The organism is Streptomyces sp. NPDC048197 (assembly GCF_043202395.1).
In the GTDB taxonomy this organism is placed as follows: Bacteria; Actinomycetota; Actinomycetes; order Streptomycetales; family Streptomycetaceae; genus Streptomyces; species Streptomyces siderophoricus.
Genome location: NZ_JBIDAJ010000022.1, coordinates 49,006 through 75,188, shown reverse-complemented (window position 1 = coordinate 75,188; position 26,183 = coordinate 49,006). Strand labels below are relative to the sequence as shown.

The 26,183-nt window shown below is 68.2% G+C and carries 25 protein-coding genes and 1 tRNA gene; 9 read left to right on the top strand and 17 right to left on the bottom strand.

Going from position 1 to position 26,183, the window contains the following annotated elements; genetic code table 11:
- Positions 1 to 154: 154 nt before the first annotated feature.
- From ACGF4C_RS26240 to ACGF4C_RS26210, 7 genes are all read right to left on the bottom strand, one after another.
- Positions 155 to 772, bottom strand: coding sequence for an ATP-binding protein (locus ACGF4C_RS26240; protein WP_393569257.1), 618 nt, complete (start codon positions 770 to 772; stop codon positions 155 to 157).
- A 210-nt stretch (positions 773 to 982) separates the two neighbouring features.
- Entirely contained in the window at positions 983 to 1,720 is a 738-nt protein-coding gene (locus ACGF4C_RS26235; protein ID WP_393569256.1) for a class I SAM-dependent methyltransferase, read from the bottom strand.
- A 57-nt stretch (positions 1,721 to 1,777) separates the two neighbouring features.
- Entirely contained in the window at positions 1,778 to 3,169 is a 1,392-nt protein-coding gene (locus tag ACGF4C_RS26230; RefSeq protein WP_393569255.1) for a hypothetical protein, read from the bottom strand.
- Positions 3,170 to 3,171: 2 nt separating this feature from the next.
- Positions 3,172 to 3,936: a hypothetical protein gene (locus tag ACGF4C_RS26225; protein WP_393569254.1), complete on the bottom strand. Its 765-nt coding sequence runs from the start codon at positions 3,934 to 3,936 to the stop codon at positions 3,172 to 3,174.
- A gap of 40 nt (positions 3,937 to 3,976) precedes the next feature.
- A complete protein-coding gene (locus ACGF4C_RS26220; protein WP_393569253.1) occupies positions 3,977 to 4,561 on the bottom strand; it encodes a CYTH domain-containing protein in 585 nt (194 codons plus the stop codon).
- A gap of 162 nt (positions 4,562 to 4,723) precedes the next feature.
- Positions 4,724 to 5,023 carry a hypothetical protein gene (locus ACGF4C_RS26215; RefSeq protein ID WP_393569252.1) on the bottom strand — a complete coding sequence of 100 codons (300 nt, stop codon included), beginning with the start codon at positions 5,021 to 5,023 and terminating at the stop codon, positions 4,724 to 4,726.
- Positions 5,024 to 5,101: 78 nt separating this feature from the next.
- A complete protein-coding gene (locus ACGF4C_RS26210) occupies positions 5,102 to 5,611 on the bottom strand; it encodes a nucleoside-diphosphate kinase (protein WP_393569251.1) in 510 nt (169 codons plus the stop codon).
- A 404-nt stretch (positions 5,612 to 6,015) separates the two neighbouring features.
- Between ACGF4C_RS26210 and ACGF4C_RS26205 the strand changes: the two genes are divergently transcribed.
- From ACGF4C_RS26205 to ACGF4C_RS26195, 3 genes are all read left to right on the top strand, one after another.
- Positions 6,016 to 6,675, top strand: a complete 660-nt coding sequence (locus tag ACGF4C_RS26205) for an NUDIX hydrolase (RefSeq protein WP_393569250.1) — start codon at positions 6,016 to 6,018, stop codon at positions 6,673 to 6,675.
- Positions 6,672 to 7,085, top strand: a complete 414-nt coding sequence (locus ACGF4C_RS26200) for an NUDIX hydrolase (protein WP_393569249.1) — start codon at positions 6,672 to 6,674, stop codon at positions 7,083 to 7,085. The genes ACGF4C_RS26205 and ACGF4C_RS26200 overlap by 4 nt, the downstream gene beginning before the upstream one ends.
- Before the next feature lie 142 nt (positions 7,086 to 7,227).
- On the top strand, positions 7,228 to 7,785 hold the full coding sequence (locus ACGF4C_RS26195) for a flavoprotein (protein ID WP_393569248.1): 558 nt from the start codon (positions 7,228 to 7,230) through the stop codon (positions 7,783 to 7,785).
- Here the strand turns inward: ACGF4C_RS26195 and ACGF4C_RS26190 are convergent, their stop codons facing one another.
- The 5 genes from ACGF4C_RS26190 to ACGF4C_RS26170 form a co-directional block, all read right to left on the bottom strand.
- The gene (locus ACGF4C_RS26190) at positions 7,786 to 9,501 is read right to left on the bottom strand and encodes a relaxase/mobilization nuclease domain-containing protein (RefSeq protein WP_393569247.1); all 1,716 of its coding nucleotides are present in this window, start codon (positions 9,499 to 9,501) and stop codon (positions 7,786 to 7,788) included. It abuts the gene before it with no gap.
- On the bottom strand, positions 9,498 to 9,860 hold the full coding sequence (locus ACGF4C_RS26185) for a plasmid mobilization protein (RefSeq protein WP_393569246.1): 363 nt from the start codon (positions 9,858 to 9,860) through the stop codon (positions 9,498 to 9,500). Before ACGF4C_RS26185 ends, ACGF4C_RS26190 begins: the two co-directional genes overlap by 4 nt.
- Positions 9,861 to 10,292: 432 nt before the next feature.
- Positions 10,293 to 11,114: a DUF2637 domain-containing protein gene (locus tag ACGF4C_RS26180; protein ID WP_393569245.1), complete on the bottom strand. Its 822-nt coding sequence runs from the start codon at positions 11,112 to 11,114 to the stop codon at positions 10,293 to 10,295.
- Between the two features lie 85 nt (positions 11,115 to 11,199).
- Positions 11,200 to 11,907: an ATP-binding protein gene (locus tag ACGF4C_RS26175; protein ID WP_393569244.1), complete on the bottom strand. Its 708-nt coding sequence runs from the start codon at positions 11,905 to 11,907 to the stop codon at positions 11,200 to 11,202.
- Positions 11,904 to 12,818, bottom strand: coding sequence for a hypothetical protein (locus tag ACGF4C_RS26170; RefSeq protein WP_393569243.1), 915 nt, complete (start codon positions 12,816 to 12,818; stop codon positions 11,904 to 11,906). Before ACGF4C_RS26170 ends, ACGF4C_RS26175 begins: the two co-directional genes overlap by 4 nt.
- 345 nt (positions 12,819 to 13,163) lie before the next feature.
- On the opposite strand from ACGF4C_RS26170, the gene ACGF4C_RS26165 reads away from it, so the two are divergent.
- The 3 genes from ACGF4C_RS26165 (at position 13,164) to ACGF4C_RS26155 (ending at position 15,261) form a co-directional block, all read left to right on the top strand.
- Positions 13,164 to 13,706 (top strand): helix-turn-helix domain-containing protein, encoded by a 543-nt coding sequence (locus tag ACGF4C_RS26165; RefSeq protein WP_393569242.1) that lies wholly within the window; start codon positions 13,164 to 13,166, stop codon positions 13,704 to 13,706.
- A 179-nt stretch (positions 13,707 to 13,885) separates the two neighbouring features.
- A complete protein-coding gene (locus tag ACGF4C_RS26160) occupies positions 13,886 to 14,110 on the top strand; it encodes an excisionase family DNA-binding protein (RefSeq protein WP_393569241.1) in 225 nt (74 codons plus the stop codon).
- On the top strand, positions 14,110 to 15,261 hold the full coding sequence (locus ACGF4C_RS26155) for a tyrosine-type recombinase/integrase (protein WP_393569240.1): 1,152 nt from the start codon (positions 14,110 to 14,112) through the stop codon (positions 15,259 to 15,261). Before ACGF4C_RS26160 ends, ACGF4C_RS26155 begins: the two co-directional genes overlap by 1 nt.
- Before the next feature lie 48 nt (positions 15,262 to 15,309).
- On the opposite strand, the gene ACGF4C_RS26150 is transcribed toward ACGF4C_RS26155, so the two are convergent.
- From ACGF4C_RS26150 to ACGF4C_RS26140, 3 genes are all read right to left on the bottom strand, one after another.
- Complete coding sequence (locus ACGF4C_RS26150; RefSeq protein WP_393569239.1) at positions 15,310 to 17,958, bottom strand: serine protease; 2,649 nt, start codon at positions 17,956 to 17,958, stop codon at positions 15,310 to 15,312.
- 8 nt (positions 17,959 to 17,966) lie between these two features.
- A complete protein-coding gene (locus tag ACGF4C_RS26145) occupies positions 17,967 to 18,293 on the bottom strand; it encodes a trypco2 family protein (protein WP_393569238.1) in 327 nt (108 codons plus the stop codon).
- A gap of 301 nt (positions 18,294 to 18,594) precedes the next feature.
- Positions 18,595 to 18,668: transfer RNA gene (locus ACGF4C_RS26140), tRNA-Gly, on the bottom strand.
- 623 nt (positions 18,669 to 19,291) lie between these two features.
- On the opposite strand from ACGF4C_RS26140, the gene dcd reads away from it, so the two are divergent.
- From dcd to ACGF4C_RS26125, 3 genes are all read left to right on the top strand, one after another.
- Positions 19,292 to 19,867 carry a dCTP deaminase gene (dcd, locus tag ACGF4C_RS26135; RefSeq protein WP_030809865.1) on the top strand — a complete coding sequence of 192 codons (576 nt, stop codon included), beginning with the start codon at positions 19,292 to 19,294 and terminating at the stop codon, positions 19,865 to 19,867.
- A 95-nt stretch (positions 19,868 to 19,962) separates the two neighbouring features.
- Entirely contained in the window at positions 19,963 to 20,460 is a 498-nt protein-coding gene (locus ACGF4C_RS26130) for a phosphoribosyltransferase (protein WP_393569237.1), read from the top strand.
- A gap of 281 nt (positions 20,461 to 20,741) precedes the next feature.
- Entirely contained in the window at positions 20,742 to 22,259 is a 1,518-nt protein-coding gene (locus ACGF4C_RS26125) for a ricin-type beta-trefoil lectin domain protein (protein ID WP_393569236.1), read from the top strand.
- A 160-nt stretch (positions 22,260 to 22,419) separates the two neighbouring features.
- Here the strand turns inward: ACGF4C_RS26125 and ACGF4C_RS26120 are convergent, their stop codons facing one another.
- Both ACGF4C_RS26120 and ACGF4C_RS26115 read right to left on the bottom strand, forming a co-directional pair.
- Positions 22,420 to 23,346, bottom strand: a complete 927-nt coding sequence (locus tag ACGF4C_RS26120; RefSeq protein WP_393569302.1) for a Yip1 family protein — start codon at positions 23,344 to 23,346, stop codon at positions 22,420 to 22,422.
- A gap of 353 nt (positions 23,347 to 23,699) precedes the next feature.
- Entirely contained in the window at positions 23,700 to 25,967 is a 2,268-nt protein-coding gene (locus tag ACGF4C_RS26115; protein ID WP_393569235.1) for a (Fe-S)-binding protein, read from the bottom strand.
- Between the last annotated feature and the right edge of the window lie 216 nt (positions 25,968 to 26,183).

The window sequence follows — 26,183 nt, the reverse complement described above, 5'->3', positions numbered from 1 at the left end:
AGCCAACCGAAGGCAACGTCAGCCTCGCCGGGGTCAGTCGCTGTGAAACGTGCGACGCCACGCAATAGAACAGCCCTCTGCGCTTTTGCCAAGTGGATCGGTGTCGATCTCGGCGACGTATCTTCTTTCGGCTCTTTGGCCTTGTCCCGCGGGCTCACCGATCCGCTTCCTTCTGATCACGGACCTGCGGCCGCCGCTCGTGACCAGGCCGCGGGGCTGAGGGTCTGTGCAGACCGGCCCGCGCATGGCGCCCGTGGCCAGCACGGCTGTCTACGCGTACAGCCGTCCGGGGCTGGCGCACCGCGCCCACACGGCGGGCGATAGCTCGGGCGGCCCGTCGGGGGCGGAGAATGAGCCGTTGACGGGTGACTCGCTGTGGGGGCATGGCGATTTCTGCCCAGACGCATTTGCCGCAGGTGGTGTGTTCGGCTCCGTGGCAGAGGGACAGGCGGTCGATGAGTGCCATACCGCGCCCGGACTCGTCCTCGGAATCCGCCCAGTGCGGAACAGGGAGGACGAGCGAACCGTCGTAGACCTCGACGAGGATTCGCCGTCGGCTGAGGTTGGCGGACACAGTGATGGTGAGCACCGTGCCGGTGCCGTGCCGCACCGCGTTGGTGACCAGTTCCGAGGTGATGACGGTCAGTGTGGTATCGGAGGACTCGTCGAGGCGGAGCCCCCACTTTTTCACCAGATCCTGGAGACGGCGACGGCTGATCGGCACCGAGGTCGGATCGCGGACCAGAAGGAAGCTTTGGCTGTGGAGGCGCATGCCGGAGACCCTTCGACGGACTTCAGACCGGGGCTTGAGGCGAGGGGAGATCGCTGACGGCAGGCCAACGTGATTCACGGGGGATGCCTCCCTCAGCGGGGACGGCTGTGCGTGGGGGCGCCGTATGCCGACCGTTGTCGGTATGACAGCCCTCAGGGGGAGTGCGGCCGGGGAGGTCGCTATCCGGGTGGTCGGTGGTCTACGTCGTCGCTACTTCGTGGCCACGACGTAGACGCTTCCCCAGCGACGCTTCGGGTTGGCGATCGTGGGGTCGAACGTCCACGGCTCTACGGTGGCGAAGCCCGCTTCTGTGAAGAGCTGGACGAGCTTCTCGTAGTCGTAGACCCAGAGATGCGGGGTGTACTTGGGGTGATCGTCCTGGTCACGGAAGACGAGGTTGACGAGGTCGAGCCGGGTGTTGATGTCGCCCAGGCAGTCGCGCTTGGCGTACCAGCGCTCGACCATCTCGTCGGCGGGGTTCAGCGGTCCGGGGTACTGGCTGAGGGCGAAGGCGGCGTCGGGGACGCCGGTGATGATCCGGCCGCCCGGTGCGAGTACGCGGCGGGCCTCGCGGACGTAGTTCTTGACGGACCGCGGGTAGTCGATGTGCTCCAGGAAGTGCTCGGAGAAGATCAGCTCGACGGTGTCGTCGTGCAGGGGGATGCCTTCGCGGACATCCCAGAGCAGGTCGGCCGGCGGGACGGCGTCGATGTTGAAGAAGTCCTCGATGCGGTGGGTTCCGCCGCCGATCTGGACCTTGGAGGGCTTCCGGTCGACGCGGCCGTCAGGCCAGGCCCGCTGGCTGGCGTGGTGGTAGCGGTGGAGTTCGATCTCCCAGGCCGCTGTGCGGAGTGCTCGGGCAAGGCCGTGGGTCGTGGAGGGGGCGCTCAGTAGGGCGTCGATCTGCTCGCCGAGGAGGTCGACGGAGGGCATGCCGAAGTAACTCATGGCGGGGCTCCAGGGAAGAAGAGGCAGCAAAGAAGCTGTTGGTGAGGGCAGTGGTGGTTACGCGGCGCTGGGCGCCGGGGCGTTCCACTGGTTGTTGCGCATGAGGGTGTACTTGATGTCCACCAGCCGCGGGGCGATGGTCAGGGAGAGCTGCTCGGCCGGGTGGAGGTGGCCGGCGTCGTCCTGTTCGGCGCGCCAGACGCGGTAGTCGAGGTTGGGGTAGGCGGGGTTGATGCCGATCTCGCCCTTGGGCATCGTGCCGTTGAACGGGGCGACGATGTCCATGTGGTTCCAGTAGTTCCAGGCTTGTAGGGCCTTGTACTGGTCGAAGTAGAAGTAGAAGTCGGGGTAGCGGCCGAAGGTGCGCAGTTCCCGGTGGATGAGGTGGCCCAGGAGAGGGCCGAGCTGGGTGGAAAGGGCGTCGAATTCCCACCGTGTGTGGTGCCAGGCTTCCGGGGCTTCCCCGGGAGCAAAGAGCCGGGCTGCGATGAGGTGGCTGATGCGTTCGACCAGGTAGTCGGCCGCGTGGTTGATCTCGATGGTCGGATCGACCTGGTGGATGAGGTCGGCCAGTTGGCTGGGCCTGGGGCGGAACTTCGCGAGGTCGAACTTGCCGGCCATGTTCGGGTAGGAGGCGAAGAGCATCTCCTTGTACAGCCAGTTGTTCAGCTCTCCGATGTCGGCCAGGCGTCGCGTGTGCTGCGAGGTCGAGTGGAGCATCAGGTACTCCGCCAGCGCCTCGAAATACAGGTAGCCGAGGATCGGTAAGCGGGGGATGGTCTCGTCGAGCAGGCCGAGGAAGGGCCTGGCGGCGATGTGCGTGCCTCGGTAGGCCACGGCCGCCGCGGTGGCAAGGAAGGCGGCGGAGTTCTTCACCCTGGCCACTACGGTCTCGCGTAAGCGGTGGCGCTCGCTCTTGCTCAGCAGGTATTCGAGGTGGCAGTAGATCCGCAGGTGGATGAGGCCGAGGCGCAGGTAGTCCACTCCCGCCAGTCCTTGGTACGCCTGTGGTGGGGTGTTGATCTCGAAGATCAGTGGGGTGGGTACGCGGTCGGTGACGCCGAGCTTGGTCAGGAAGGCTGGGGCTTCCTTGGTTAGGACGTACGCGGCCAGGTTGTGCATCCGCAAGCCCCGGTCCGTGGCCGTGAGCGGGGCGCAGTAGATGCTGCCGACGAGGCAGCCGCCGGACGGGTAGAGGACGCCTTGCTCGTTGATCTGTTCAAGGGCGTGGGTGACGTGGAGGAGGTGCAGTGTGCCGTTGCCGTTGAGGGCTTCGAAGAGGGAGTTCTGCCGCAGCAGGCGCCCGTTCGGCGTGGCGGCTAGTCGCTCGTCCCAGGTTGCCGACTGCTGGGCCAGCGGGTCGTTTGTGTCGGCAGGGCTAGGGATGAGGGTGGTGTCGTAGAAGGCGTGGGCGTCGGCCCAGAGGTGGTAGGCGTCGAGGAAGTCCATGGTTACGCCAGCTCCTTCTCGGCAAACGCGTACAGGACGGCCGCCGGGCTGTGGGTGCCGGCCAGGTGGGCCTTCTCGGAGATGCTCACGAGGTCGAATGCCAGGCTGCGGAACGTGTCGAAGGCGGGCTCTTTGACGTGCTGGGCGTTCGGCCACCACCTGGTCTTCGGCAGGCGGTAGCGGTCCAGGGCATCGGCGGCCTTCACCACGTCGCAGATGACCTGGCTCCGCAGGTAGTCGGCCTGGTCGTCGGGGCTGAACGCGCTGTACGGCACGTCGTGCAGCCGGATGGCGGTGGCGGCCCGTGTGACGCGACGCGGTGTGGCCGTGAGGTCGAAGCGGCCCCAGACGGTGTCCGCGTTGGCGGCGAGCCAGATCGCCGCGCGTTCTCCGTGGCCGCGGTCGTCCTTGTCGTGATGGCGCTGGCAGTCGTGGACGGCGGCGGCAACGATGGCGGTGGTGGTGTCGGCGTCGTCCAAGCCGTTCGCCTCGGCGAGGACGGCAGCCAGTGCTGCCGTCCGCATGGCGTGCCGGACGCCATGGATCGAGTCGTACAGGCGGGGCTCGGCCATCCAGTCACGCGGTAGTCCGGCCCGCCGCAGGAGGTACTGCGAGAGCGGCCGAAGGGGCGGCTGCGGCGACGGCTGGAGATCGGGCCGGTTCGTTGCGATCCAGTCGATGGTGGCCCGGTCCATGTACTGGTGGAGCGGCAGCTGCCCTCGGGCAGCAAGGTCGATCAGGCTTGCGGTCGTTGGGGTCGTGCTCATCAGTGCCCACCCCCTCGGTGGTCTCCGCGGTGACGTGCTCCTATCGGATGGGCGCGGCCTGCCGCTCGCGCTCCTTGCGTTCCTTCTCAGCGGCTTCGAAGGCGGCGGTGAACTCGGCCAGCTCCTGCTCGGTCATCAGGGAGACGCCCAGCTCATTGGCGACATCCGTGATCTTGGCGGCTGCCTCGGCGCGAGTGGCGTCGGGGGCGCCGTCGTCCAGCAGGACCTCGAATTCGGCGTGGTAACCCCATGCCTCACTCCACTTGACCGCGATCTCGACGCCGTCGAAGAGGAAGTTGTGCCGAAGGTTGGACGCCTCGTGCATCGCTCCCTCGAACCCGAGAGCGTTGAACAGCTTCACCGCGGCATCCACGTCGGCCGGTGCGATGGCGAACTCGGTCTCCGCGAATGCGGCGCCCTGGCCGATCTTGCTTCCCTTGAGAGTGATCTTGGCGGTGCCGGCAGCCGTGTTGTCGGTGACCTTCAGCAACTGGTCCGGCAGCACGTAGAAGTAGATGTGCTTGTCGTCGGGCCCCAGGTCCTCGCCGTCCCTCGTCAGACGGTCGACGAGCTGGTCACGGGCTTCCTTGCTGAAGCGGGCACGCATCTCGATCTCGATGGGCATGGGCGTATCGCCTCCTGAATCAGGCATGACGGAGCCATCCGGACCGGTGCCAAGGGGGTGGGTAGCCGGTTCGGGCGGCTGCTGTTCTGCGGTTGTTTGTCGGGGCGGGGCGGTGCGGCCGTCACTCGGCCTGGCTCACCACCCCGCCGGATGGATCACTGGTCAGTCCAGGTCGCCGAAGCGTTCCCGGACCACGCCCTCGTGCAGGTAGGTCGGGAGCTGGACGCCTCCCACCGAGGTGCGGCTGGTGGCCACCTGCTCTTCGGTGTCGCTGGGGAAGCCCTCCAGGAGTCGCAGGCACTGCTGCACCCACTCACGGGACTTGGGCCGGTCCCCCAGGTCGCGGTGGCGTACCGCCAGGGCGTACGCGGTCTCGGTGGCGGCCCACCGGTCTGTCGTCAGTTCGCGCTGGAAGATGGACTCCAGCTCATCGGCGGAGGCCAGGCGGGTCTGGATGGTCATGGTTTCCCCTCGGAAGTTCGGTCGTGCACTGGTGGTGCTCAACGCATCGGCGTCCCCGCGGTGACGCGTAACCCGCCGCTAGTAGGTGTAGATCTCCGCGAGGGTCTTGTAGTCGTGCAGCTCGTCCTTGTCGAACCACAGCTCAAGCTCCTGCTGCGCTTCCTCCTTGTTGCCGGAGGCGTGCACGAGGTTGGCCACGGCCTTGCCCGAGGCGATGCTGCCGGCGGCGCTGTAGTGCGAGAAGTCGCCTCGCACTGTCCCCGCCGGCGCCTGGTTCGGGTACGTGCTGCCGACGATCTTCCGCACTGTGGCGATGGCGTCGAACCCTTCCAGCACCAGTGCGATGACCGGGCCCTGCTGCATGAACGTCGACGTGACGCGGTAGACCTCCGAGCCCAGCCGCTCCTCGAGGTCGAAGTAGTGCCGCCGGGTGAACTCCTCGTCCATCCACTTCATCTTGGTGCCGACGATCTTCAGCGCGGCTTCCTCGAACCGGGTGATGATCCTCCCCGCCAGGCCACGCACGAGCGCATCGGGCTTGAGCAGGACGAGCGTGCGCTCCACCGGGTTTGCCTGATCCTCAGCCATGGAGTCCCTTTCGGCTTGTATGCAAGGAGATTGACGGCGGATCAGCCGCCAGGTAGCTGAGGTTACCGGCGCTTACTTGCTCGCCCGGACGCTCGGACCTTCGCTCAGATGGCGGACAGCGGAAGGCGACACGATAGGGCTGAAAACAGGGGCCTATTTCAGCCAAGTGCGATGGCACGCATACTTGTTGGGGGTGCTCACCTAGACTCTCCTTTTGGTCGACCGGCGCTTTTGCGCACAGGCGGATTGGCCGCTCAGGGGGTCTCCTGCGGCTCACTCCGCCCTGGCGACCATCATTCTTCCGAGTCACCCACGGGGCGGCCATGAAGCGCCAGTGCAGCCGGAGTGCACCTTCAGTGCGTGAGCTCCTGCACTGAGAGCGGGGCGAAGGAGGAGCGTGGACTGTGGATGTGATCGAAGTCTGGAGCGGCCGCCACGCCTGCCTGCTGCAGTCGGCTCTGCGCCTCACCAATGAACAGTTCGCGGCCCGGCTGGGCATCGCGGTACGGACCGTGGCGGCCTGGCACGCCGACCCAGCCGTAGTGCCGCGCAAGGAGATGCAACAGCTCCTCGACACCGTCCACGAGAAGGCCCCGCCAACAGCGCGACAGCGGTTCGCGCTCCTGGTCTCCGGTGAACGGGGCCCGTCCGCACCGGGCCCAGCAGGTGCGCAAGCCCTGCGCGTTGCGATCGCCGTGGTCGTACGTGACAGCGAGGTGCTGCTGGTCTGTCGGCGAGACGATGACGCAACGGGCCTCAGCTGGCAGTTCCCGGCAGGCGTGATCAAACCGGGCGCCAGGGCCGAGACCGCGACCGTGCGGGAAACGCTGGACGAGACCGGCGTGCACTGCGCGATTCGTCAGCATCTCGGAAACCGGCTTCACCCGGTAACCGGCGTCCTGTGCGAATACTTCTTGTGCGAGTACCTCGCGGGCCAGGCCACTAACTCCGATGCCGTCGAGAACATCGACGTGATGTGGGTTCCCAGAAACGCGGTGACCCGTTTCATCCCCGTCGATACGATCTTTGCACCCGTGCTTGCCGTCCTGGAGGAGCAGACGTGACGCAGCAGACAGCCGATGAGCGCCCCGGCATTGCAGCGGCCATCATCGTTCACGAAGGGCGGGTTCTGATGGTCCGGCGCCGGGTCAGCGAGGGGAAGCTCTCCTGGCAGTTCCCGGCTGGCGAAGTCGAGCCCGGCGAAACCCGCGAGGAAGCCGCTGTGCGGGAGACCAAAGAGGAGACCGGCCTGGACGTCTCCTCCGTCAAGCTGCTGGGCGAGCGTGTCCACCCGGCAACGGGCCGGCTGATGTCCTACACCGCCTGCGACGTGGTCAGCGGAACCGCGCACGTCGCGGACACCGAGGAACTGGCGGAGCTTGCCTGGGTCGCCCATGGCGAGATTCCTGAGTACGTCCCGTACGGGCTGTTCGGGCCGGTGCAGGAGTACCTGGACGCCAGTCTCGCCAGCTAACCGGCCCGCCCCGCGCTGGCTCCTGCGTCCGGCCTGAAGGGCGGCCCGGCTGATGTCCTCCTTCACAACGAGCGGGGGAGGACACCAGCCGTACCGAGCCTGAACCGCGTCACTTCTGCCGATAGCTTGGGGGTCCCCGCGCGTGAGCGATCAGCCTGACCAGCAGACCGAGAAGCCCTTCCTGTACGTGGTCGTCTGCGCAGCCGGAATCGCCGGTGACGTCGGCAAGCTGATCACGGCTGCCCAGGAGGCGGATTGGGACGTCGGCGTCATCGCCACCCCGCAGGGCCTCGGCTTCGTCGACGCCGACGCCGTGGTGGCCCAGACCGGCTACCCCATCCGTTCGGCATGGCGCTCGCCCGGAGACCCGCGTCCGCTGCCGCCGGCGGACGCCATCGCGGTGGCCCCGGCCACCTTCAACACGATCAACAAATGGGCCGCCGGGATCTCCGACACCCTGGCGGTGGGCATCCTGTGCGAGGCGTACGGCTTCGGTATCCCCACCGCCGTCCTCCCGTACCTGAACTCCGCCCAGGTCGCCCACCCCGCGTACCGGCAGAGCCTGGACCGGCTGCGTGAGATGGGCGTCCTGATCGGGGCGTATGAACCTCACCAGCCCAAAGCCGGTGGTGACGCTGACCGCTTCCGCTGGGAGGAGGCGCTGGAGCTGCTCATCCCGGAGGTGTCGAGGCCGGAGTGATCACCGTCGCCGGGGCCGGTTCACCACCTGGTGGGCGACGGGGGCCGTGGCGGGGACTGGAGCGGGCGCGGTCCGAGGACGCTGGGACCGAGGTGCGGACGCGGGCGGAGTGACGTAGCCGAGGTGGTGAAGCCGCCAGACGAGGACGTCGCTCACCGAGTCCGCGCTGTCCAGTTCGCGTTGCACGGTGGCCTTGGTCAGCAGGGCGGCGGTGTCATGACCGGCGCGATCGGCCTGGTCGAGCACTGCGGTCAGCGCGTCCCAGCCCGGTTCAGCCTGGAGCCGGTCGGCAAGGTGGGGGACAGCGGTGCGGACCGTATTGGCGTACCGCTGCTTGGCCTGGGCGGGAAGGCGCTGGCCATAAGTGCGCAGGGCGGCCAATGGTGCTGCGGTCGTTGCCTGGTAGGCGGCGCGCAAGTGGTCAGCCGCGCGCTGGGCGGCCTCGGCCTGCTGGGCGTGGCTGCGGGCGGCGTGCCAGCGGGCAGCGGCGATGACGGCCAGGATCATGACGTCGAGGACCAGGGCGGTGGCGGCTCCATCCTGGCCGCGTCCGAGGGCGGTCCCGGAGTGGACGATCTGGTTGGCCGCGCGGCGCAGGGCGTACATCTCCTTGTCCTTGGCGCGGGTGTGGGAGCGGGTGGCGCGCTCAAAGTGTTGTGCCGCTTCTCGCAGTTCGCTTCGCGTGGCTCCGAGGGAGGTTTGGGCGAGGGCATCGAGGATCTCGCCGACCCCCACGAGCTGGGCTGCTGCCGTGCCGTCGTCGCGGGATGCCATCGAGGTCAGAGCCGTGTCGGTGGCCTCGGTGGCGAAGTGACGGGCGCGCGCCGGAGCCGAGGCGCCGCCGCGCTCCAGGGACAGGGGCGGCTCGGGCATGTCTGCGGTGGCCTCGAACCGTTTGCGGATCCGGGGCAGGGACAGGTCCGATGCGAGCTCGGATCCGGAGTACCAGATGGGCTCGCCGGCTCCGTTGCGGTCGCCGACGATGGCGACCTTGTAGCCGAGGGCGTCGCCGGAGGGCGCGAGGCGCTTGTTGATGCGTACACCCTCGGCGGCGAGTCGTGCGAAGAACTCGGCTTCGTCGGCAGCGCCGGCCAGGGCGCGGCGGACGTGTTCGCGTAGCAGTTCGCGTGAGGCGGCTTCCTGGCCGAGGCGTTCGGCCTTGTGCCGCTCTGCGCTGCTGGGGTGCTTGGCGGCGGTGCCGTCGCCGGGGGTGACGCGGCGCAGCCCGTAGTCGGCTTCGATGCTGCGGCATTCGGTCTGGGCGCGGCGGGCTTCGTTGTGGCGGCGGGGGCGGCGGCCGTCGTCGCGGACCAGAGTGGCGATGATGTGGATGTGGTCGTCGGCGTGCCGCACGGCCGCCCACCGGCACGCCGCCTCGTCCCCTTCCGGTGCGATGCCGGTGGCAGCAACCATGCGGCGGGCGATGACCGCCCAGTCCTCATCCGACAGGACCGGGTCTTCAGGGGCGGCGCGGACGGACAGGTGCCAGACGTGCTTGTCCGGGCGGCGCTGCTTGGGGAGGGCCTCGACGGGCTGGTCGAGCAGCTGCTGGAGCTGCTTGTAGGTGGCCTGCGGGTCACGGCCGGGGTCGGGGGTGAGCGGGTCGAAAGCGGCGACCAGGCGCGGGTCGACGTGCTCCTCGTGGGTGCCGGGACCGTAGAGGTAGCGGATCAGGCCGACCGTCTTGCTGCCCTGCCTGTGGATCTTCGGGATCACGCAGCCGCCTCACTGTCGTGGTGGCGGGAAAGGGCCGCGGCGGCGGCATCGCTCCGCTGGGCGGCATGCGTGACCGCCTGGAGCACCTGGTGGACCTGGGGTGCGTCGGCACCGGAGTTGAGGGCCTTGGCGACCTGGTTGAGCAGTCCGCCGATCCGGCCGAGGTAGCGGCGGGAGGCGAAGAGCTCCTGGACGATCTCCCGCTCGGTGGCGATCTCGGCGGCGGTGCGGTCCAGGTTCCGGGCGGCCTTCAGTGTGGAGTGTGCGAGGAAGCTTGCGATCGACATGCCGCAGGCATCGGCTGCGGCTGTCAGTTGTGCGTACTCGGTGTCGTTCATGCGGCAGCTCGGCTGAAGCATGCGCTTGTGCGGCCCCGTTTCGCGGGGGCGCTGGCGGCCCCTTCCTCGGGGCGCCTTCGGCGTGCCCGGCTTCGACTGCGGTCCGCCCTCGGCCGCAGACGGCTCGTCCTGCGGCCCCTGGCGCTGGGCCGCTCCCGCCACCCCTGGGGCGGGCTTCCCGGGAGCATTGCTCCCGGTACAACTTGCTCCGCCTGGGGCACGAGTGTCGGTCTGTGTGGGGTCGTGGTGGGTGAGGTTATCGGGGCTCGGGGTGTGCATGTGGAGTGGTTCTCCGTCGGAGCGGGATGGGCGGGGAGGAGTCGGTCTGCTGGGGGCGAACCAGCGAGGGGACCACGGTGGGAGTGGTGCGGGTTGGGCGATGGGCCGGTCCTGGTCCCGGGCAGACCTTCTGTTGGTCCGCAGGGCGCACGGTTGGGGTGACCGGATATCCGGTCAGGGCGTTCGGCCTTGGTCCGCGCGGTGGTCAGTCTCGGCCCGCAGGCGGTTCATGAGCTCGGTGAGGCGGCCTTCGGCGATGGTCAGTCCTGCCGTGCGGACTGCGTCGCGGACCACGGCGCGGGAGGACCTTCCGTGGGTGTCGATGGCCTGGCGTGCGATGTCGAGCAGCACGTTCATCTCGGCGCCCGGGGGCCGACCGAAGCGGCGGCCGGCCGTGGTATCGGCGACCGCGGGTTGCTGGGGATCGTCGGTCGCGTCCTGGGGTTCCGGGTGGGGGCGACCGACTTCCGTGTACTCGTGCGGGTGCGGTGCCGATTCCGTGCGGTCGAGTGCCGGGGGCTCCGATTGCGGGGTGTGGCGGGCGATGAGGATGTGCAGGTGGACGGCTCCGGCCAGGGCGAGTGGGGCGAGGGTGGACAGCACACCCACGGTCAGATCGCCGAGGCGCAGACCGGCGTTGGGCGCTTGCTGGTTGAGGCGCACGGCGTGGAGGGCGTTGGCCCAGATGCTGGCGGTGGTGGCGGTGCCGAAGAGGGCCCAGACGTACAGCCGGGAGCGGAAGGGGGCGGTGCGCAGGATGATCAGGGCGCGGACGCCGTAGGCGATGAACCCGTCGATGACGAGGGGGAAGAGGTAGGTCAGTAGTCCGCGGATGTGGATCGCGGTGGCCATCTGCTGCAGTGCGTCGTAGGACAGCGCGCAGCCTGCGGCGCCGAGGGTGGTGATCGCGGCGCGGTCCCAGACGGTGGCGCGGCGCTCATTAGGCGTCCGGGGTATGGGTTTTGGGGCAGGGGTGGCTAGGGCGAGGTGTGTCATGCGGGGTCTCCGGAGAGTCCACCGCACCAGTGGGCAGGCTGGTGCGGGCGGAGAAGGGATTGCGAGGTGGGGACGCGGGGGCCCGTTAACGGGCGGCGGGGTGCCTTCTGCGGTCGGCGCCGGTGAGGAGGACGCGCTCGGTCATCTCGGCGAGGCGGGAGGCGACGCGGTCGCCGACGGCTTTGCGCAGCTCGGCGATCGGCAGGTTGGTGGTGACCAGGGTGGGGAGCATCTCGTTGTAGCGGCGGTTGATCAGCCGGTACGTCAGCTCCTCGGTCCACTCTGTGCTTTTGGCCGCGCCGAGGTCGTCGAGGATCAGCAGCGGGCAGCGGCCAAGTGTCCACAGGGCGCGCTCGGGGTCGTGGCCTTGCCGGGGGCGCAGGCTGGCGTAGAGGTCGGCTGCGGTGGTGGCCTCCCAGCGCAGCCGTACGCCTGCGGCGAGAAGTGAGCGCACTGCGCCGTACGCCTGGTGGGTCTTGCCGGTGCCGGTGGGGCCGACGATCAGCAACGACGGGCCTTCCGCGATGCCAGGGGCGCCACCAGGGCCCTTGCGGCCGGTGCGGGCGATCTCGTCGGCCCAGTCGGTGACCTGCGGGTGGTCGGCAAGGGCACGCCGATAGCGGGCTGGGATGCGAGCGTCGGCCAGCTCCAGCGCGGTCACCGGCTCGGCAGGCGGTTCCCCGGCCGTAGTGGCGTGGGGGTCGATGCCTCGGTCGGCGAGGATCGTGTGGAGCCGGGTGGCCAGGGCACCGGCGCGCTGCGGCTCACGGGTGGCTGTGGCGGCTGCGGTCACAGCTCACCCCCGTAAGCGGCTTGGACGTCGGTGGGGTTGGTCCATGGCCGGTGTGTCGCCCGTGCGGCCGGTGTGGCGTTCATGGCCTCGTTGACGAGGCTGGGCAGCACGCTGGGGCTGAGCCCCTTGGTGCGCAGGCGCTCCAGCCCGGCACGGATGTGGGCGGGTGCGATGCCCTCGCCGACGAGTTGGTTGACCTCGCGCCCGAGATGGCCGAGGAGCTTCTCGGGCGGGCGGTGGGCGCACGCGCCGACGAATTCGCCGATCAGCTGCTGAGCCGAGACGGTGTCAGGCGCGGGGCCGCTTGCGGCCCCCACAGGTACTGATCCTAGATCCAGGATCCTAGGTCCTAGATCCGGACCCTGAGGACTCACGGAGGGTTCGGTGAGTCCTCCCTGAGCCCTCGTGGAGGGCTCACTGAATCCCTGTTGACCTGCGGATTCGTCGCGTATCACGGAGGGCTCGTGCATTTCGCGTGAGCCTTCGGTGAGTCCTCCGTGAGGTGTCACGGAGGTCTGCGTGAGGGCTCCCTGCGCTGGCCGTGAGGGCTCACTGTGTGGCGAGCCGTCGTGGTGGGGGCAGGCGGGGTGGCGTACGCCGCTGGGCCGGTTGATCTTCTGATGCTGGCGCCAGGTGACGATGTGCAGGTACCGCTTGCCGTCCGTGCCCTCGTACCGGCAGACCAGACCGGCATCGTCGAGCTGGTTGAGGTCGTCCTCGACGCCCATCGGGCCGTGCTCGGGGCGCAGCGACCACAGCAGTCCAGCGATGACGGCGGCCTGGTCGCGGAAGCGGCCGTGGTCGTCGGCCTGGGTGAGCAGGCCGAAGAAGGTGCGCTCGGCGGAGAGGGAGACCTGGGCGAGGGACTCGGAGGCGAAGGCTTCCGGCTTGATGGTGCGTATGCGCGCCATGCCTATCGCCCCGCCTTCGCGGACGGGCGACGCAATGGGGATGCGGGGGCAGTACGCGGGCACGTACTGTGGGGCATAGAGCTCCTCACACGGCAGGCCATCGAGGCGGCAACCTCGGCCTGGCCGGTAGATCGTTCAGGGATGGGCGGTGGTGGGGACTTCGCTTCGGCCCCGGTGTTCGCACCGGGGCTTCTTGCGTTCCTGGGCCCGAGGCGGGCTCAGGTCCTGCGTTAAGTGTACCACGCATACTGCCGATCGCAGGATTCCTCTGCGTATCGCAGGATTCCATGCTACTGTTTTCGTACTGCAAACCGCAGTGGACTGCTACGTAGCGAAGGAGGTGCCGTGGAGAGCGACGAGGAGTCGGCCGAGCTCCCGGTGTTCCGGGGCGAGGAGAATGCCGCGGTCCGGATCAAGCTGGAGCGCGAAGCCCGCGGCTGGGGCACGAACGCCCTGTCGGACCGGATGAGGGAGGCCGACTACGAGATGAATCCGTCCGCCGTGTGGCGCATCGAGAACGGCAAGCGGCGGCTCAACCTCAATGAGGCGATTGGCTTCGCCGAGGTTTTCGGCATCTCGCTCGAAAGCCTCATCGGCCCCCCGAAGATGGCCCAGCACGCCCGCGCCATGGAGCTCGTGGAGCAGATCAGACGGGCCTTCCGCGAGACCCAGCGGGCCAACCTGGCCTTCAGCCAGGCAAGAGACGCCCTCGACCACTACCTCGACGAGCACCCCGACATCTACGAGGAGGTCGACGCCGCCGTGAAGCAGGCCATCGCTGAGGAGATCACCGGCGACCCGGACTCCCCCTGGCACTTCATGAAGCATGGCGTCCGACCACGGCCAGGCCGGAAGACGGACACCCCCGACGCCGAGTCCGAGGGCTGACGTCTCTTCTTCCGGGCACAGCCGCCACCGCCTGCCCGGTGCCTCCCACCAACCGCCCATCCCGAGAACGCCCCGGCGGGTGCGGTGTTGCCGCGCCACATCCGCCAGACGAGGACCCACCCTTGCGCCGACCGGCGATACCCCATGTCCCCATCCAGGCCCCCAAGCCCGCGAAGGAGGTGATCACCAACACTCCCGACCCGCTCCTCAGCCCCGTCGAGGCAGCCGAGCACCTGGGCACCGGCGTCCGCTTCATCCGCCGCCTCGTCCAGGAGCGCCGCATCCGCTACGTCAAGGTCGGCCGCCACGTCCGCATCCGCGCCAGCGTGCTGGACGCTTACATCGACGACCACACCGTCCCCACCCTCCGCGAGGCGCAGTCCGCCTACCGGAAGGCGGCCTGATGACGGCCCGCAAGCCGCAGCGGCGGCGTGAATTCGGGACCGTGCGTCGACTCTCCTCTGGTCGGTGGCAGGCGCGCTATTGGGCGCCGGACGGCAGCCGCCGGACGGCCCCGGAGACGTTCGCGGCCAAGACTGACGCGCAGACCTGGCTCACCCTGACCCAGGCCGACATCGAGCGCAAACACTGGATCGACCCCGATGCCGGCGCGGTCAACTTCGAGGCGTACGCACTGAAATGGGTCGACGAGCGGGGCCTGTCTGCGACCACCGACGAGCTGTACCGCAGGCTCCTGCGCCTGCACATCCTGCCCACTTTCGGCGCCATGGACCTGGACGAGCTCACGCCACCCAGCGTGCGCACTTGGCGGGCTGAGCGGCTCCAAGCCACCGGTGCGACCACCGTCGCCAAGTCCTACCGCCTGCTCAAGGCCATCATGGAGACGGCTACCGACGACGAGCTGATCCGCCGCAACCCGTGCCGGATCAAGGGCGCCGGCACCGAGAAGGCCAAGGAGCGCCCGACCGCGACCGTCGAGCAGGTCGATGCGCTCGCCGACGCCATGGGGCCTCGGTGGCGGCTGATGGTGTACTTCGGTGCGTACGGACCGATGCGGCCTGAGGAGCAGGCCGCCCTGCGTCGGCCCGACGTCATGCTCGAACCCCTTGCGGTCGAGGTCACCGAGGCTGCGCCCGAGCTGTGCACCGGACGCCGGGTCGAGGGCGACACGAAGTCGGCCGCCGGGGTGCGCACCATCTACCTTCCCGGCTTCCTCTACATAGAGGTGAAGCGGCATCTCGACTGGTTCGCTGAGAAGGACCCGGACGGGCTGCTGTTCGTCGGCGAGAAGGGTGCGCCCTTCCGGCGCTCCACCTTCGGCCGGAAGTGGCGCAAGGCCCGCGCCAAGGTCGGCCTGCCGGATGACTTCCGCTTCTACGACCTCCGCCACACGGGCCACACCCTGTCGACGCAGTCTGGGGCCACGCTCAAGGACACGATGGTCCGCGCCGGACAGTCCTCAGAGAAGGCCGCGCTGATCTATCAGCACTCCGACGACGAGCGGCAGCAGGAGGTCGCGGAGGGTATCGACGCGAAGGTGCGAGCTGCGCGCCATAAGGCCGCGCCCCAGCGGCAGGTCGCCAGGGAAGCCTGATCCTCCCAGGGGGACGACAGCAGGTCGTCCCCCTGGGAGGTAGCTGGGCTACTTGTCCTGGTCTTCCGGCCGACTGCGGTATCGATCAGCCTGCAAACGGAGGAAGTCATCGAGCGACATATAGCTGCCACCCCTGCCGACCGGGCCCGCAGGAGTGGGAGGAGCGGATCTCGCTTGTGATGCTTGGACTCGCCTGGCGAGGGCTATCACGCGGTCCACGGCTTCGCCGAGTGTGCGTGTGTGCCCGTCGTCGAAAGGGGTGCCAGCAATCGAGTGGCACGCATTGGCGATGCCGATAACCACTGGCTTGTCCGTAAGGTGCTCCACGTTGCCTGCGAAGGCGTCGTCTACAACGGTCGCATCGACACGCGCGCCGTTGACCCAACTCAGCTGCGCGATCACGTCGGCGATGTGCTCGGAAGAACCGGATGAGTCGTCGCCGGACACCAGGCCATGCTGAATGGCGCGGGACCGAGCGTCTTGCAGCAAAGAGAGGACCTGCTGGGCCTCGTCATGGACGTCTGTCCAGTCTGGAGGCCCAGTGGGAGGTACCGGCTCGGTTGCGGCAGCCGATCTGGTGCGAAGCCTGTTCAACGCGTGTTGGGCCATGCTGATCGCCCACCTGGAGAGGGCCGGGTCAGTGGTGGCTTGCTGCGCCCGTTCCTCCACGGCTGACTTGACCTCGGTGATCCACTGCAGCGCAGCAGTGGTGCCCAGTTGGTCGGCGACTTCGTGAGTCGCCAGCGAGAGCAGCACATCAGGTGCTTCTGCAACGGCCTTCGCAGCACTCACTGCGAGTTCGGGCTGAACGTCGGCCGCTCGGGAGATCACGGTGAGTCCCTGCTGCCGTTGTTCCTGCGCCAGTTCCGGATGCTGGAGGAGGCCGGCGATGAATCGGTGGTCGCTGGCCTCCTCGACCTCGCTGATGACCTCTCCGGCAAGCAGATCCGGGCCGATGGACCCCCATCGCGCGCCGCTGCCGGACGGGTAGAGCACAGCGAGCATTTCCTCAACTGCGTCGACGAGATGGGCGTCTGGTCCGGCACCTGCAGGTAGTCCATGGTGGTGGATCTCCAGTCCCGCGACGATGGCTGCTCGTGCTTCTGCCCGATCGCCGGCACCGGTCAGGCTCTGCGTCGCGACCAAGGTGCGCAGGAGGCCAGGCTGGCGGTGGAAGACGCCGCCCAGGTCACGCGTACGAGCAATACGCCGCCAGTAGCGCTCCTCGTGAGCCAAGAGCACGTCGACTGGGTTCCCGTACGCGGCGAATGCCGGATTGGTCTCGGTGAGGAGATCCGCGAGGGCTGTCATGTGCAAGGTCAGGACGGTGGAATGTCCTTCTGCCGGCGCAGCGTGCCTTGCCGCTGCCGGTGTGGCGGCCGCGGAATCCCAGTCGTCCTCGATGCCTGCCCTCTTCAAGATGTGGATGCGCTCGGCGAAGGCATGCCTTGCGGCTTCATACGCCGATTCCGGGGCGGTGGAGCCGATGCAGTCGTTCACCTCTACGCGGAGACCCGCCCCCATCGAGGCAGTGGCCTGGTGCGAACGGCGGAACGGCTGCCACCAACTGCCTTGATCGCGGGCTAGCAGCAGGAGCCGGATGGGCTGAGCGGCGCCGCCGCTGCCACACACAACATTCAGCAGCTCATCGACCTGATCAAGGCGCGTTTCTGCGTAATCGATGATCAAGAGCATCGGTCGGTTCGCCGTGGAGAGGGCCGCGTATTGCGCTGTCCGCAGCGGGGTTTCGGAGAGAAACCCGCCTGACCAGGGCCGGGGCGGATCGATACCGGTTTGGGGCTCACTCAAGTGACGCAGCAATTCGCTGGCGAGCCGAGTCTTACCGACGCCACCGGTGCCGGTGACTGCGGCAACGTCGACCCGGCGTCCGCTGTGGCACCACCGCGTGAGGAGGTCGGACTGCTCATCTAACCCTGACATGGGCACGACCTGGGCACGGGCAGAGAGCAGGTAGGAAGCAGACAGCCGTGGGTCGGGGGCGTCATCGAGCAGCGCCTGCAGATCGGCAGGTTGAAGTTGGGCCGGTAGCCCAGTAGCAGTGCTGACCGACTTGGCGAAGCCCTCGGCTGCGAGGAGCCACGAGGCTGGAGTCGCCAGAAGGAGGGATGCGTCCCAATTCTCGGGCGCGTGCGTTGCCAGGCCAACCAGAAGTCCCTCGCAGAAGATGCCGGCGCCGGACATGCCCTGCCACAAGGTGCGCTCGGCTGGACGTGCGTCACTCACTTCGAGTGCGTAGCGCTGGGACCGGGCAGCCGTTGTCGGATAGATATGCCCGTTGACGACCTTTGGGTCGCTGACCATGGCCTCCCGTGACCTGCGAAAGAGGCTTCGCCGCATCGCCTTGGGGAAACCGATTGCCGTGCAGACGGGCCGCTCGGCCGGATGCTCGCAGGTGAGTTCACCCCACCTCACGATCGGTACGTCCACGCCGAGTTGTTGCCGATCGGTTTGCAGAATCGCGCTGTCGAGACCTTCGTCATGCCAAGTCACCCGCGCTTTGACTGGTGCTCCTCCATCGAGGGCACGGACGAGAACAGGCTGACCATCCGGCCCCTGGCGACAGGCGACATGAGCTGCGGTGAGCACGAGCCCAGGCGCGATTATGGTCCCTGAACCGAATGTCTTGTCACGTGGATTGATGACCTCTACGGCCCGCTGGCGGAGGTGGGTGCTCACTCGGGTCCTCAGTCCATCGGCACTTCGCTCGGCAGGGGATCGAAGCCTCGTCCCTCATCCCCAATGAGGGTGTCGTCTGGCCGATGCACTTGCAGATTCACGGTCAGCTTGTGTGTCTCTGCCTTCGTCCGTTCGCCACGTGCGTCAGCAGAGACAACGAACGCCTTGACTCCTCCGCTCGCAGATGCCGAGTGCCGCAACTCGATGCCAAGTTCGAGGGTGACATCACTGACTTTGAAGCGGAGGGGAGATCCCTCGCCATCGCGCTGTGCTGCCGCGAGGCCCTCCCGAACGGCCTTGAGAGCCTCGACCAGTTCCGTTCCGCTCGACTCCATACGTTCCCCCTTGTCGCCTTGAACACCAGTAGGCCAGCCAGTCGCTGATGGGCGCTACCCAAAGCCTGGAAGCCGCGCTCTTTGCAGACGCGAGTTCACGCCCACTTGGCGCCTTAGTGGTGCAGGTCACAAGAATTGCGTCTCAGGATTCGAGACGCCGCTCGCTGCGTGGGCCTGAGGTGGTGTGCGTGCCCTCTCCAGGTGGCCAGTAGAGGGGAGTTGGGGCACGCGGAGGGCACGCCACCCCTCAAGAGGTCTAGACAACAAACAAGCCCCAGGCCGCTGACCTGGGGCTCATGCATGGAGCGGGTGACGGGAATCGAACCCGCGCTCTGAGCTTGGGAAGCTCATGTTCTACCATTAAACTACACCCGCGTTATTCCGTCTCGCGTGAGAGCGGAACATCGTCGCACACTCTACCCCATCGCCGCCCCGCGGTGCATTTGGCATGTCCGGGTGGGGTCGGGCGGGGCGGGAAGAGGGGATGGCGCGGGGGTGCGCGGTCCGTGGGATGCGGGTGTGCGGGGCGGGAGTTGGGGCGTACGGTGGGGGCTCGGAGTGCCGCGTGTGGTGGCGCCCAGTTCATCCCCTAATGTGGCTTTTGTTGTCCACGCAGTTGGGAGAGGGACTTGATGGAGCGCACCGTCGTACGTTGTGCCGAGGGCCACGTGTTCAGCACCGCTTCGTTCCCGATGCAGACCACCGACCGGCTCGGTCCCGGACGGCTGTTGCGCTGCCCGCGCTGTGCTCGGCTGCGGCATGCGGTGCCCGTCGAGCACGCGAAGCGGTAGTGATCAACCCGTAGCAGCGGGAGCGATCGATCCAACAGCAGCGGGGGCGATCAACCCCTGGTAGTGGGAGTGATCGATCCGTAGCGGTAGTGATCTGCGTCGTCGGGCGCGAGTGGATTGATCGTCCGAGGGTGGTGGGCCCGGTCCCTGGTGGGGCCGGGCCCTCGTCGTGCGGTGGGGGTGGTGCGGGCGCGTATCCTCGTCTGCGTGCTTCTCTCAGACAAGGACATCCGGGCCGAGATCGATGCCGGCCGGGTGCGCATCGACCCCTATGACGAGTCGATGGTGCAGCCGTCCAGTATCGACGTGCGTCTCGATCGCTACTTCCGGGTGTTCGAGAACCACCGCTACCCGCACATCGACCCCGCCGTCGAGCAGTCGGACCTGACCCGTGAGGTGGTTCCGGAGGGGGACGAGGCGTTCATCCTGCACCCGGGTGAGTTCGTGCTCGCCTCGACGTACGAGGTCATCACGCTGCCCGACGACCTCGCCTCGCGGCTGGAGGGCAAGAGCTCGCTCGGGCGGCTCGGGCTGCTGACGCATTCCACCGCCGGGTTCATCGACCCTGGGTTCAGCGGGCACGTGACGCTGGAGCTGAGCAACGTGGCCACGCTGCCGATCAAGCTGTGGCCGGGCATGAAGATCGGGCAGCTGTGCATGTTCCGGCTGACCTCGCCGGCCGAGCACCCGTACGGCAGCGAGCGGTACGGCTCGCGCTACCAGGGGCAGCGCGGCCCGACGCCGTCCCGGTCGTTCCGGAATTTCCACCGTTCGAAGGTGTGAGAACCGCCCGCGGCGGGGGGCGCCGCGGGTCGGGCCGAGGTCGTTGGCCGTGGACCAGGTCGTAGGTCGAAACAGAGAAGGTCTGAGAGAGATTCGTGAGTGACGTACGGGAGAACCTGACGTACGAGCGGTTCGGCGGGGCGGTCCGCGAGCTGGCGCAGACGATCGCGGACGACGGGTACGAGCCGGACATCGTGCTGTCGATCGCCCGGGGCGGCGTGTTCGTCGCGGGCGGTCTGGCGTACGCGCTGGACTGCAAGAACATCCACCTGGTGAACGTGGAGTTCTACACCGGCGTGGGGACCACCCTGGAGATGCCGGTCATGCTGGCGCCGGTCCCGAACGCGATCGACTTCTCGGAGAAGAAGGTGCTGATCGCCGACGACGTGGCCGACACGGGCAAGACGCTGAAGCTGGTGCGCGACTTCTGCCTGGAGACCGTGGCCGAGGTGCGCAGCGCGGTGATCTACGAGAAGTCGCAGTCGCTGGTGAAGTGCGAGTACGTCTGGAAGCGCACGGACGACTGGATCAACTTCCCGTGGAGCGTCGAGCCGCCGGTGGTCCGGCGGGAGGGGCAGATCCTCGACGCGTGACCCGGTAAGTTCCGCATAACTCAATAAATCAATAACGCAATAACGCAAGGGAGTTGGCTTCGGTCGGCTCCCTTTTGCGTTCTGTGCGGTGGGTGGGGGTGTGCGTCCTGTGCGTCCTGTGCGCGTCTTTCGGCCAATGGCGTTGTCGGTGTTCCGCCGGGGCTTACTTGCGAGTACAACCCGCGGTAACAGCAGACCGGAGGGGAGGCCGCAGGGTGCGTACGAGAGGCGTGAGACGGGCGGGGCACGGGTGGCGCGGGGTCGGTGGCTTACGGGGTGCGGTGGTGGGCTCGGCCGCGGTGCTGGGGGTGGTGTTCTCCCTGGCGGCGGGCGGCGGGGCGAGTGCCGCCACCGGAGCCGCCGGCGGAAGCGGGCGGGCGACGATCACGGCCACCACACCGCTGCCGCCCGAGCTGGAGAAGGTCCGGGCGCAGCAGGCGGTCAAGCTCTACGGGGACCCGGCCGAGCGGCCGCTCGCCGAGCGCAAGACCTCGCTGATCTCGCTGGGCGACAGCGAGATCTCCGGCGAGGGCGTCGGGACGTACGAGCCGGGGACCGACGGGCCCACCAACTGGTGCCACCGGTCACCGGACGCGGCGATCCACCGCACCGGCATCGCGGCCGACGTCACGTACAACGTCGCGTGCTCGGGCGCGTACAGCGGGAACATCGTCATCGGCGGCAGCAAGCAGTACGCCGATGAGCTGGTGCAGAGCGACAGCCTGGCGATCGCGGCCCGCAACACCCGGCTGAAGATGGTGCTCCTGGTGGCCGGCGCCAATGACGACCTGCAGTTCGGGCCGGTGATGACGGACTGCGTGGAGCACTGGTTCCTGTTCCAGGGCACCTGCGAGCCGAAGTACCGGCCGGGGTGGCAGGCGCGGGTCGACGGGCTGGTGCCGAAGATCGAGCGGACGCTGAACGACCTGCGGACCGTGATGCGCAACGCGGGGTACGCGGACGGCGACTACCGGCTCGTGGTGATGTCGTACCCGAGCCCCATCGGGCCGGACGTGGAGGACAACCCGCACTTCCCTGGGAAGCTGCCGGGCGGCTGCACGGGCTACACCTCCGACGCCGGCTGGGGCCGCAACACCGCCGTACCGGCCTTCGAACGCGGCGTCCGGAAGATCGCGCAGGACACCGGCGTCACCTACCTCGACGCCTCGCGGCTCTTCCACGGCCACGAGGTGTGCATGGAGGACACCTGGGCGCGCGGGCTGTACGTGAACCTCACCAACCCCTTCCCGCCCGACTCCAATTCGGTGCGGCAGTCCTTCCACCCCAACGCGCGCGGGCACGCGGCGTTCGCGTCCTGCCTGACCCAGCTGTACGCGGCGCCGGGACTGCGTGCGGCGTCCTGCGCGGACCCGGCGAGCACCGGGCGGCCGAAGCTGTACCCGGGCGCCTGGGACGACGCGTACCGGCCGCTGCGGAACACCGCCACCGGCAGCTGTGTGGACGCGACCGGCGGCGCCAGCAGCAACGGCACGGTGGTCGGCGGCTGGGACTGCAACGGCCAGCGCCACCAGGACTGGTGGTACGACGGCGACCAGCGGTCGGTGCACGTCGGACTGACCCAGGACCGGTGCCTGGACGTCCCGGGCGGACGGTACGAGCCGGGGGCCGGGCTGGTGCTGTGGAACTGCTCGGGCGCGGCCAACCAGCAGTTCGCCCGGCCGGCGGACGGCACGGTCCGGCCGGCCGCCGCGCAGTCGCTCTGCCTGACGCTGGACGGCGCGAAGGAGCCGCTGCGGCTGCGGGCGTGTGACGGGTCGACGGGGCAGCGGTTCGCGTAACGGCCGACTCGCGTAACGGCCGACGGGGCAGCGGTTCGCGTAACGGCCGCTGCCGGTACGCCGATCGCGCGCGGCGCCCCGTACGGCGAAGGGCCCGTCCCGGAGCGGAGTGCTCCGGGACGGGCCCTTGCCGTGTGGCCGGGTCGGTCCGGGCCGTGGCCTACAGCGTGCCCAGCTTGAGCAGCGCCAGCAGCGCGACCAGCTGGATCGCGGAGGCGCCGAGCGCCTTCGGCCACGGCAGGTCGTGCGACTTGCTGACCATGGAGGTCAGCAGGTAGCCGGTGGCGAGCCAGGTCAGCCAGCCCAGGACCTGGACGAGCGCGGAGTCGCCGCCGAGGAACATCGCGAACAGCAGCCGGGGCGCATCCGTGATCGTCATGATCAGCATGGCCAGGCCGATGGTCGGCTGCCAGGCACCGTCACCGCCGAGCTGGCGGGCCAGGGTGTGGGTGACCGCGCCCAGGATCAGACTGCCGACGATGAACATCACGGCGGTGATCAGCACCCAGGGGATGCTGTTGGAGAGCGTGGCGTTCAGCACGTCCTCACGGGCCTTGTCGAAGCCGAAGACCGCGAGCAGGCCGTAGACGAACGTGACGGTCAGGGCCGGGCCCCACACCTGGTGGTCCCGCATCTGCCAGAACGTCGGGTCGGGACGCAGCACGATGCCGGACAGCAGCTGCTTCCAGTGCAGCCGGGGGCCGGCCGGCGGTGCGGAGGACTGGCCGGCGCGGTACGTGCCGCCGGCGGCGTACTCACCGTCGGCCGGGCCGTTGCCGTACTGATCGGGGTACCCGCCGTACGCGTCCGGGGCCTCGCCGATGCTGAACTGCCGGGTGCTGCCGGGGTTGTTGTCGCCGCCGTACGGTGCGTAGCCGGCGCCGCCGGCGTCGCCGAAGTACTCGGGCTCGCCGTACTGCTGCGGCTGCCCCTGCGGTCCGCCGCCGTACTGCTGCCACTGCCCGTGCGGTGGCGGCGCGGCCTGCTGTCCGTACGGCGCCTGCTGTCCGTACGGCGCCTGCTGCGCCTGCCCCTGGTGCCCCTGCTGTCCGTTCTGCGCGGGGCGGGCATCCCGTCCGCGACCCATCCTGAATCCAGCCACGCCTTCGAAAGTACCTGGTCCCCGGGGGCGGGGTGGCCGAGTGGGGAGATGGGGGTGCGTTTGGGGCTGAGCTGTGACAGTTCGCTGCGCTTGGCTGTCGGTCCACGTACTCGGCTGCAGCGCCGTGTCGGTTGCTCGCCGTTGCTCCCCCACTGCCTAAAGGGCGTGGGAGGTACCCCCAGCGGCGGGCGTGTGTTTGTCGGGTGCGGTGACAGCCCTCCGGACTTCGTCCTCCGGTCTGTCTTCTCCCGTGGGTGGGGAAAAGCTGAGTGGGGGTGCGTGTGATTGCTCACGTGCACCCCCACTCGGGGTCTTTCTCAAGGTTCTTCAGGTGTGGGCTACTTCACCGGCTCGGGCTCCGGCTCGTTCGCCGTTTCCGGCTCGTCCGTCGGGTCGGTGGGGGTCTTGACGGAGTCCAGCAGGAGCTGGGCGACGTCGACGACCTGGATGGATTCCTTCGCCTTGCCGTCGTTCTTCTTGCCGTTGACCGAGTCGGTGAGCATGACCAGGCAGAAGGGGCAGGCGGTGGAGACGATGTCGGGGTTGAGGGAGAGGGCCTCGTCGACGCGTTCGTTGTTGATGCGCTTGCCGATGCGCTCTTCCATCCACATGCGGGCTCCGCCGGCGCCGCAGCAGAAGCCGCGCTCCTTGTGGCGGTGCATCTCCTCGTTCCGCAGGCCCGGCACCTTGGCGATGATCTCGCGCGGCGGGGTGTAGACCTTGTTGTGGCGGCCCAGGTAGCAGGGGTCGTGGTAGGTGATCAGGCCCTCGACCGGGGTGACGGGGATGAGCTTGCCCTCGTCGATGAGGTGCTGCAGCAGCTGCGTGTGGTGGATGACCTCGAACTCGCCGCCCAGCTGGGGGTACTCGTTCGCGATGGTGTTGAAGCAGTGCGGGCAGGTCGCGACGATCTTCTTCTTGGACTTCGGCTTCTTCGTCGACTCGTCTTCCGAGTCCTCGCCGAAGGCCATGTTCAGCATCTCGACGTTCTGCTGACCGAGCTGCTGGAAGAGGAACTCGTTGCCCAGGCGGCGGGCCGAGTCACCGGTGCACGCCTCGTCGCCGCCCATGATCGCGAACTTCACGCCCGCGATGTGGAGGAGTTCGGCGAAGGCCTTGGTGGTCTTCTTGGCGCGGTCCTCGAGGGCTCCGGCGCAGCCGACCCAGTACAGGTAGTCGACCTCGGTGAGGTCCTCGATGTCCTTGCCGACGACCGGGACCTCGAAGTCGACCTCCTTGGTCCAGGCGAGCCGCTGCTTCTTGGCCAGGCCCCAGGGGTTTCCCTTCTTCTCCAGGTTCTTGAGCATCGTGCCGGCTTCGGAGGGGAAGCTGGACTCGATCATGACCTGGTAGCGGCGCATGTCGACGATGTGGTCGACGTGCTCGATGTCGACCGGGCACTGCTCGACGCAGGCACCGCAGGTGGTGCAGGACCACAGCACGTCCGGGTCGATGACGCCGTTCTCCTCCAGCGTCCCGATCAGCGGGCGCTCGGCCTCGGCCAGCGCCGACGCGGGCACGTCCTTGAGCTGCTCCTCGGTGGCCTGCTCCGTGCCCTCCATGTCCTTGCCGCCGCCGGCGAGCAGGTAGGGGGCCTTGGCGTGCGAGTGGTCGCGCAGGGCCATGATCAGCAGCTTGGGGGAGAGCGGCTTGCCGGTGTTCCACGCGGGGCACTGCGACTGGCAGCGGCCGCACTCGGTGCAGGTGGAGAAGTCCAGCAGGCCCTTCCAGGAGAAGTGCTCGATCTGGGAGACGCCGAACTGGTCGTCCTCGCCCGGGTCCTCGAAGTCGATCGGCTTGCCCGCCGAGGTCATCGGCTGCAGCGCGCCCAGGGCGACGTCGCCGTCGGCCTCGCGCTTGAACCAGATGTTGGGGAAGGCCAGGAAGCGGTGCCAGGCGATGCTCATGTCGGTGTTGAGGCCGACCGTGATCGCCCACGTCATCGTCACGCCGAGCTTGATCATGGCGACGAAGTAGGTCAGGTTCTGCAGGGTGCCGAGGCTGAGCCCCTTGAACGCCGCGACGAGGGGGTACGAGGCGAAGTACGCGGGCTCGTAGCCGTCGACGTGGTGCAGGGCGCCTTCGAGGCCGCGCAGCGTCATGATGGCCAGACCGATGACGAGGATGACGTACTCGACGAAGTACGCCTGCCAGGCGGTCGAACCGGCGAAGCGGGACTTGCGGCCGGCCCGCGAGGGCAGGTTCATCAGCCGGATCACCATCAGCACGATGATGCCGAGCGTGGTGGCCGTACCGATGAACTCGGTGTAGAGCTCGTAGGGCAGCCAGTTGCCGATGACCGGCAGCACCCAGTCGGCCTTGAAGAGCTGGCCGTAGGCGTTGACGATCGTCAGCCCCAGGGTGAGGAAGCCGACGGCGACGAACCAGTGGGCGACGCCGATGACACCCCACTTGTTCATGCGGGTGTGGCCGACGAACTCTTTGCCGAGGGTGATCGTGCGCTGCTTCGGGTCATCGGTGCGGGTGCCCGCCGGAACCGGCGAACCGAGCCGGAAGAACCGGACGAACCGGGCGATGGCTCGGCCGACGAGCGCAACACCGACTGCCGTGAGGACCAGCACCACGATGATCGCGGCGAGTTGCATTGGGGGCTCCTCGAACCTGCGAGAGCGGAATTACTAAGCAGTAACTTTTTGGGTCTGACGCTGAGGTTACCCATTCTCCCCGGTGCCATGAAGGCGCCCGGCCGGTGATCTGTGTCGCGCAGGCAACCCTGCGTCGCGGGCGGACGTCCTCGGGGAGGGTCGGGTGACGATAAGCGCGACATAAAAGTTGAGTGGACGCGACTCAGGTCTGTTGAC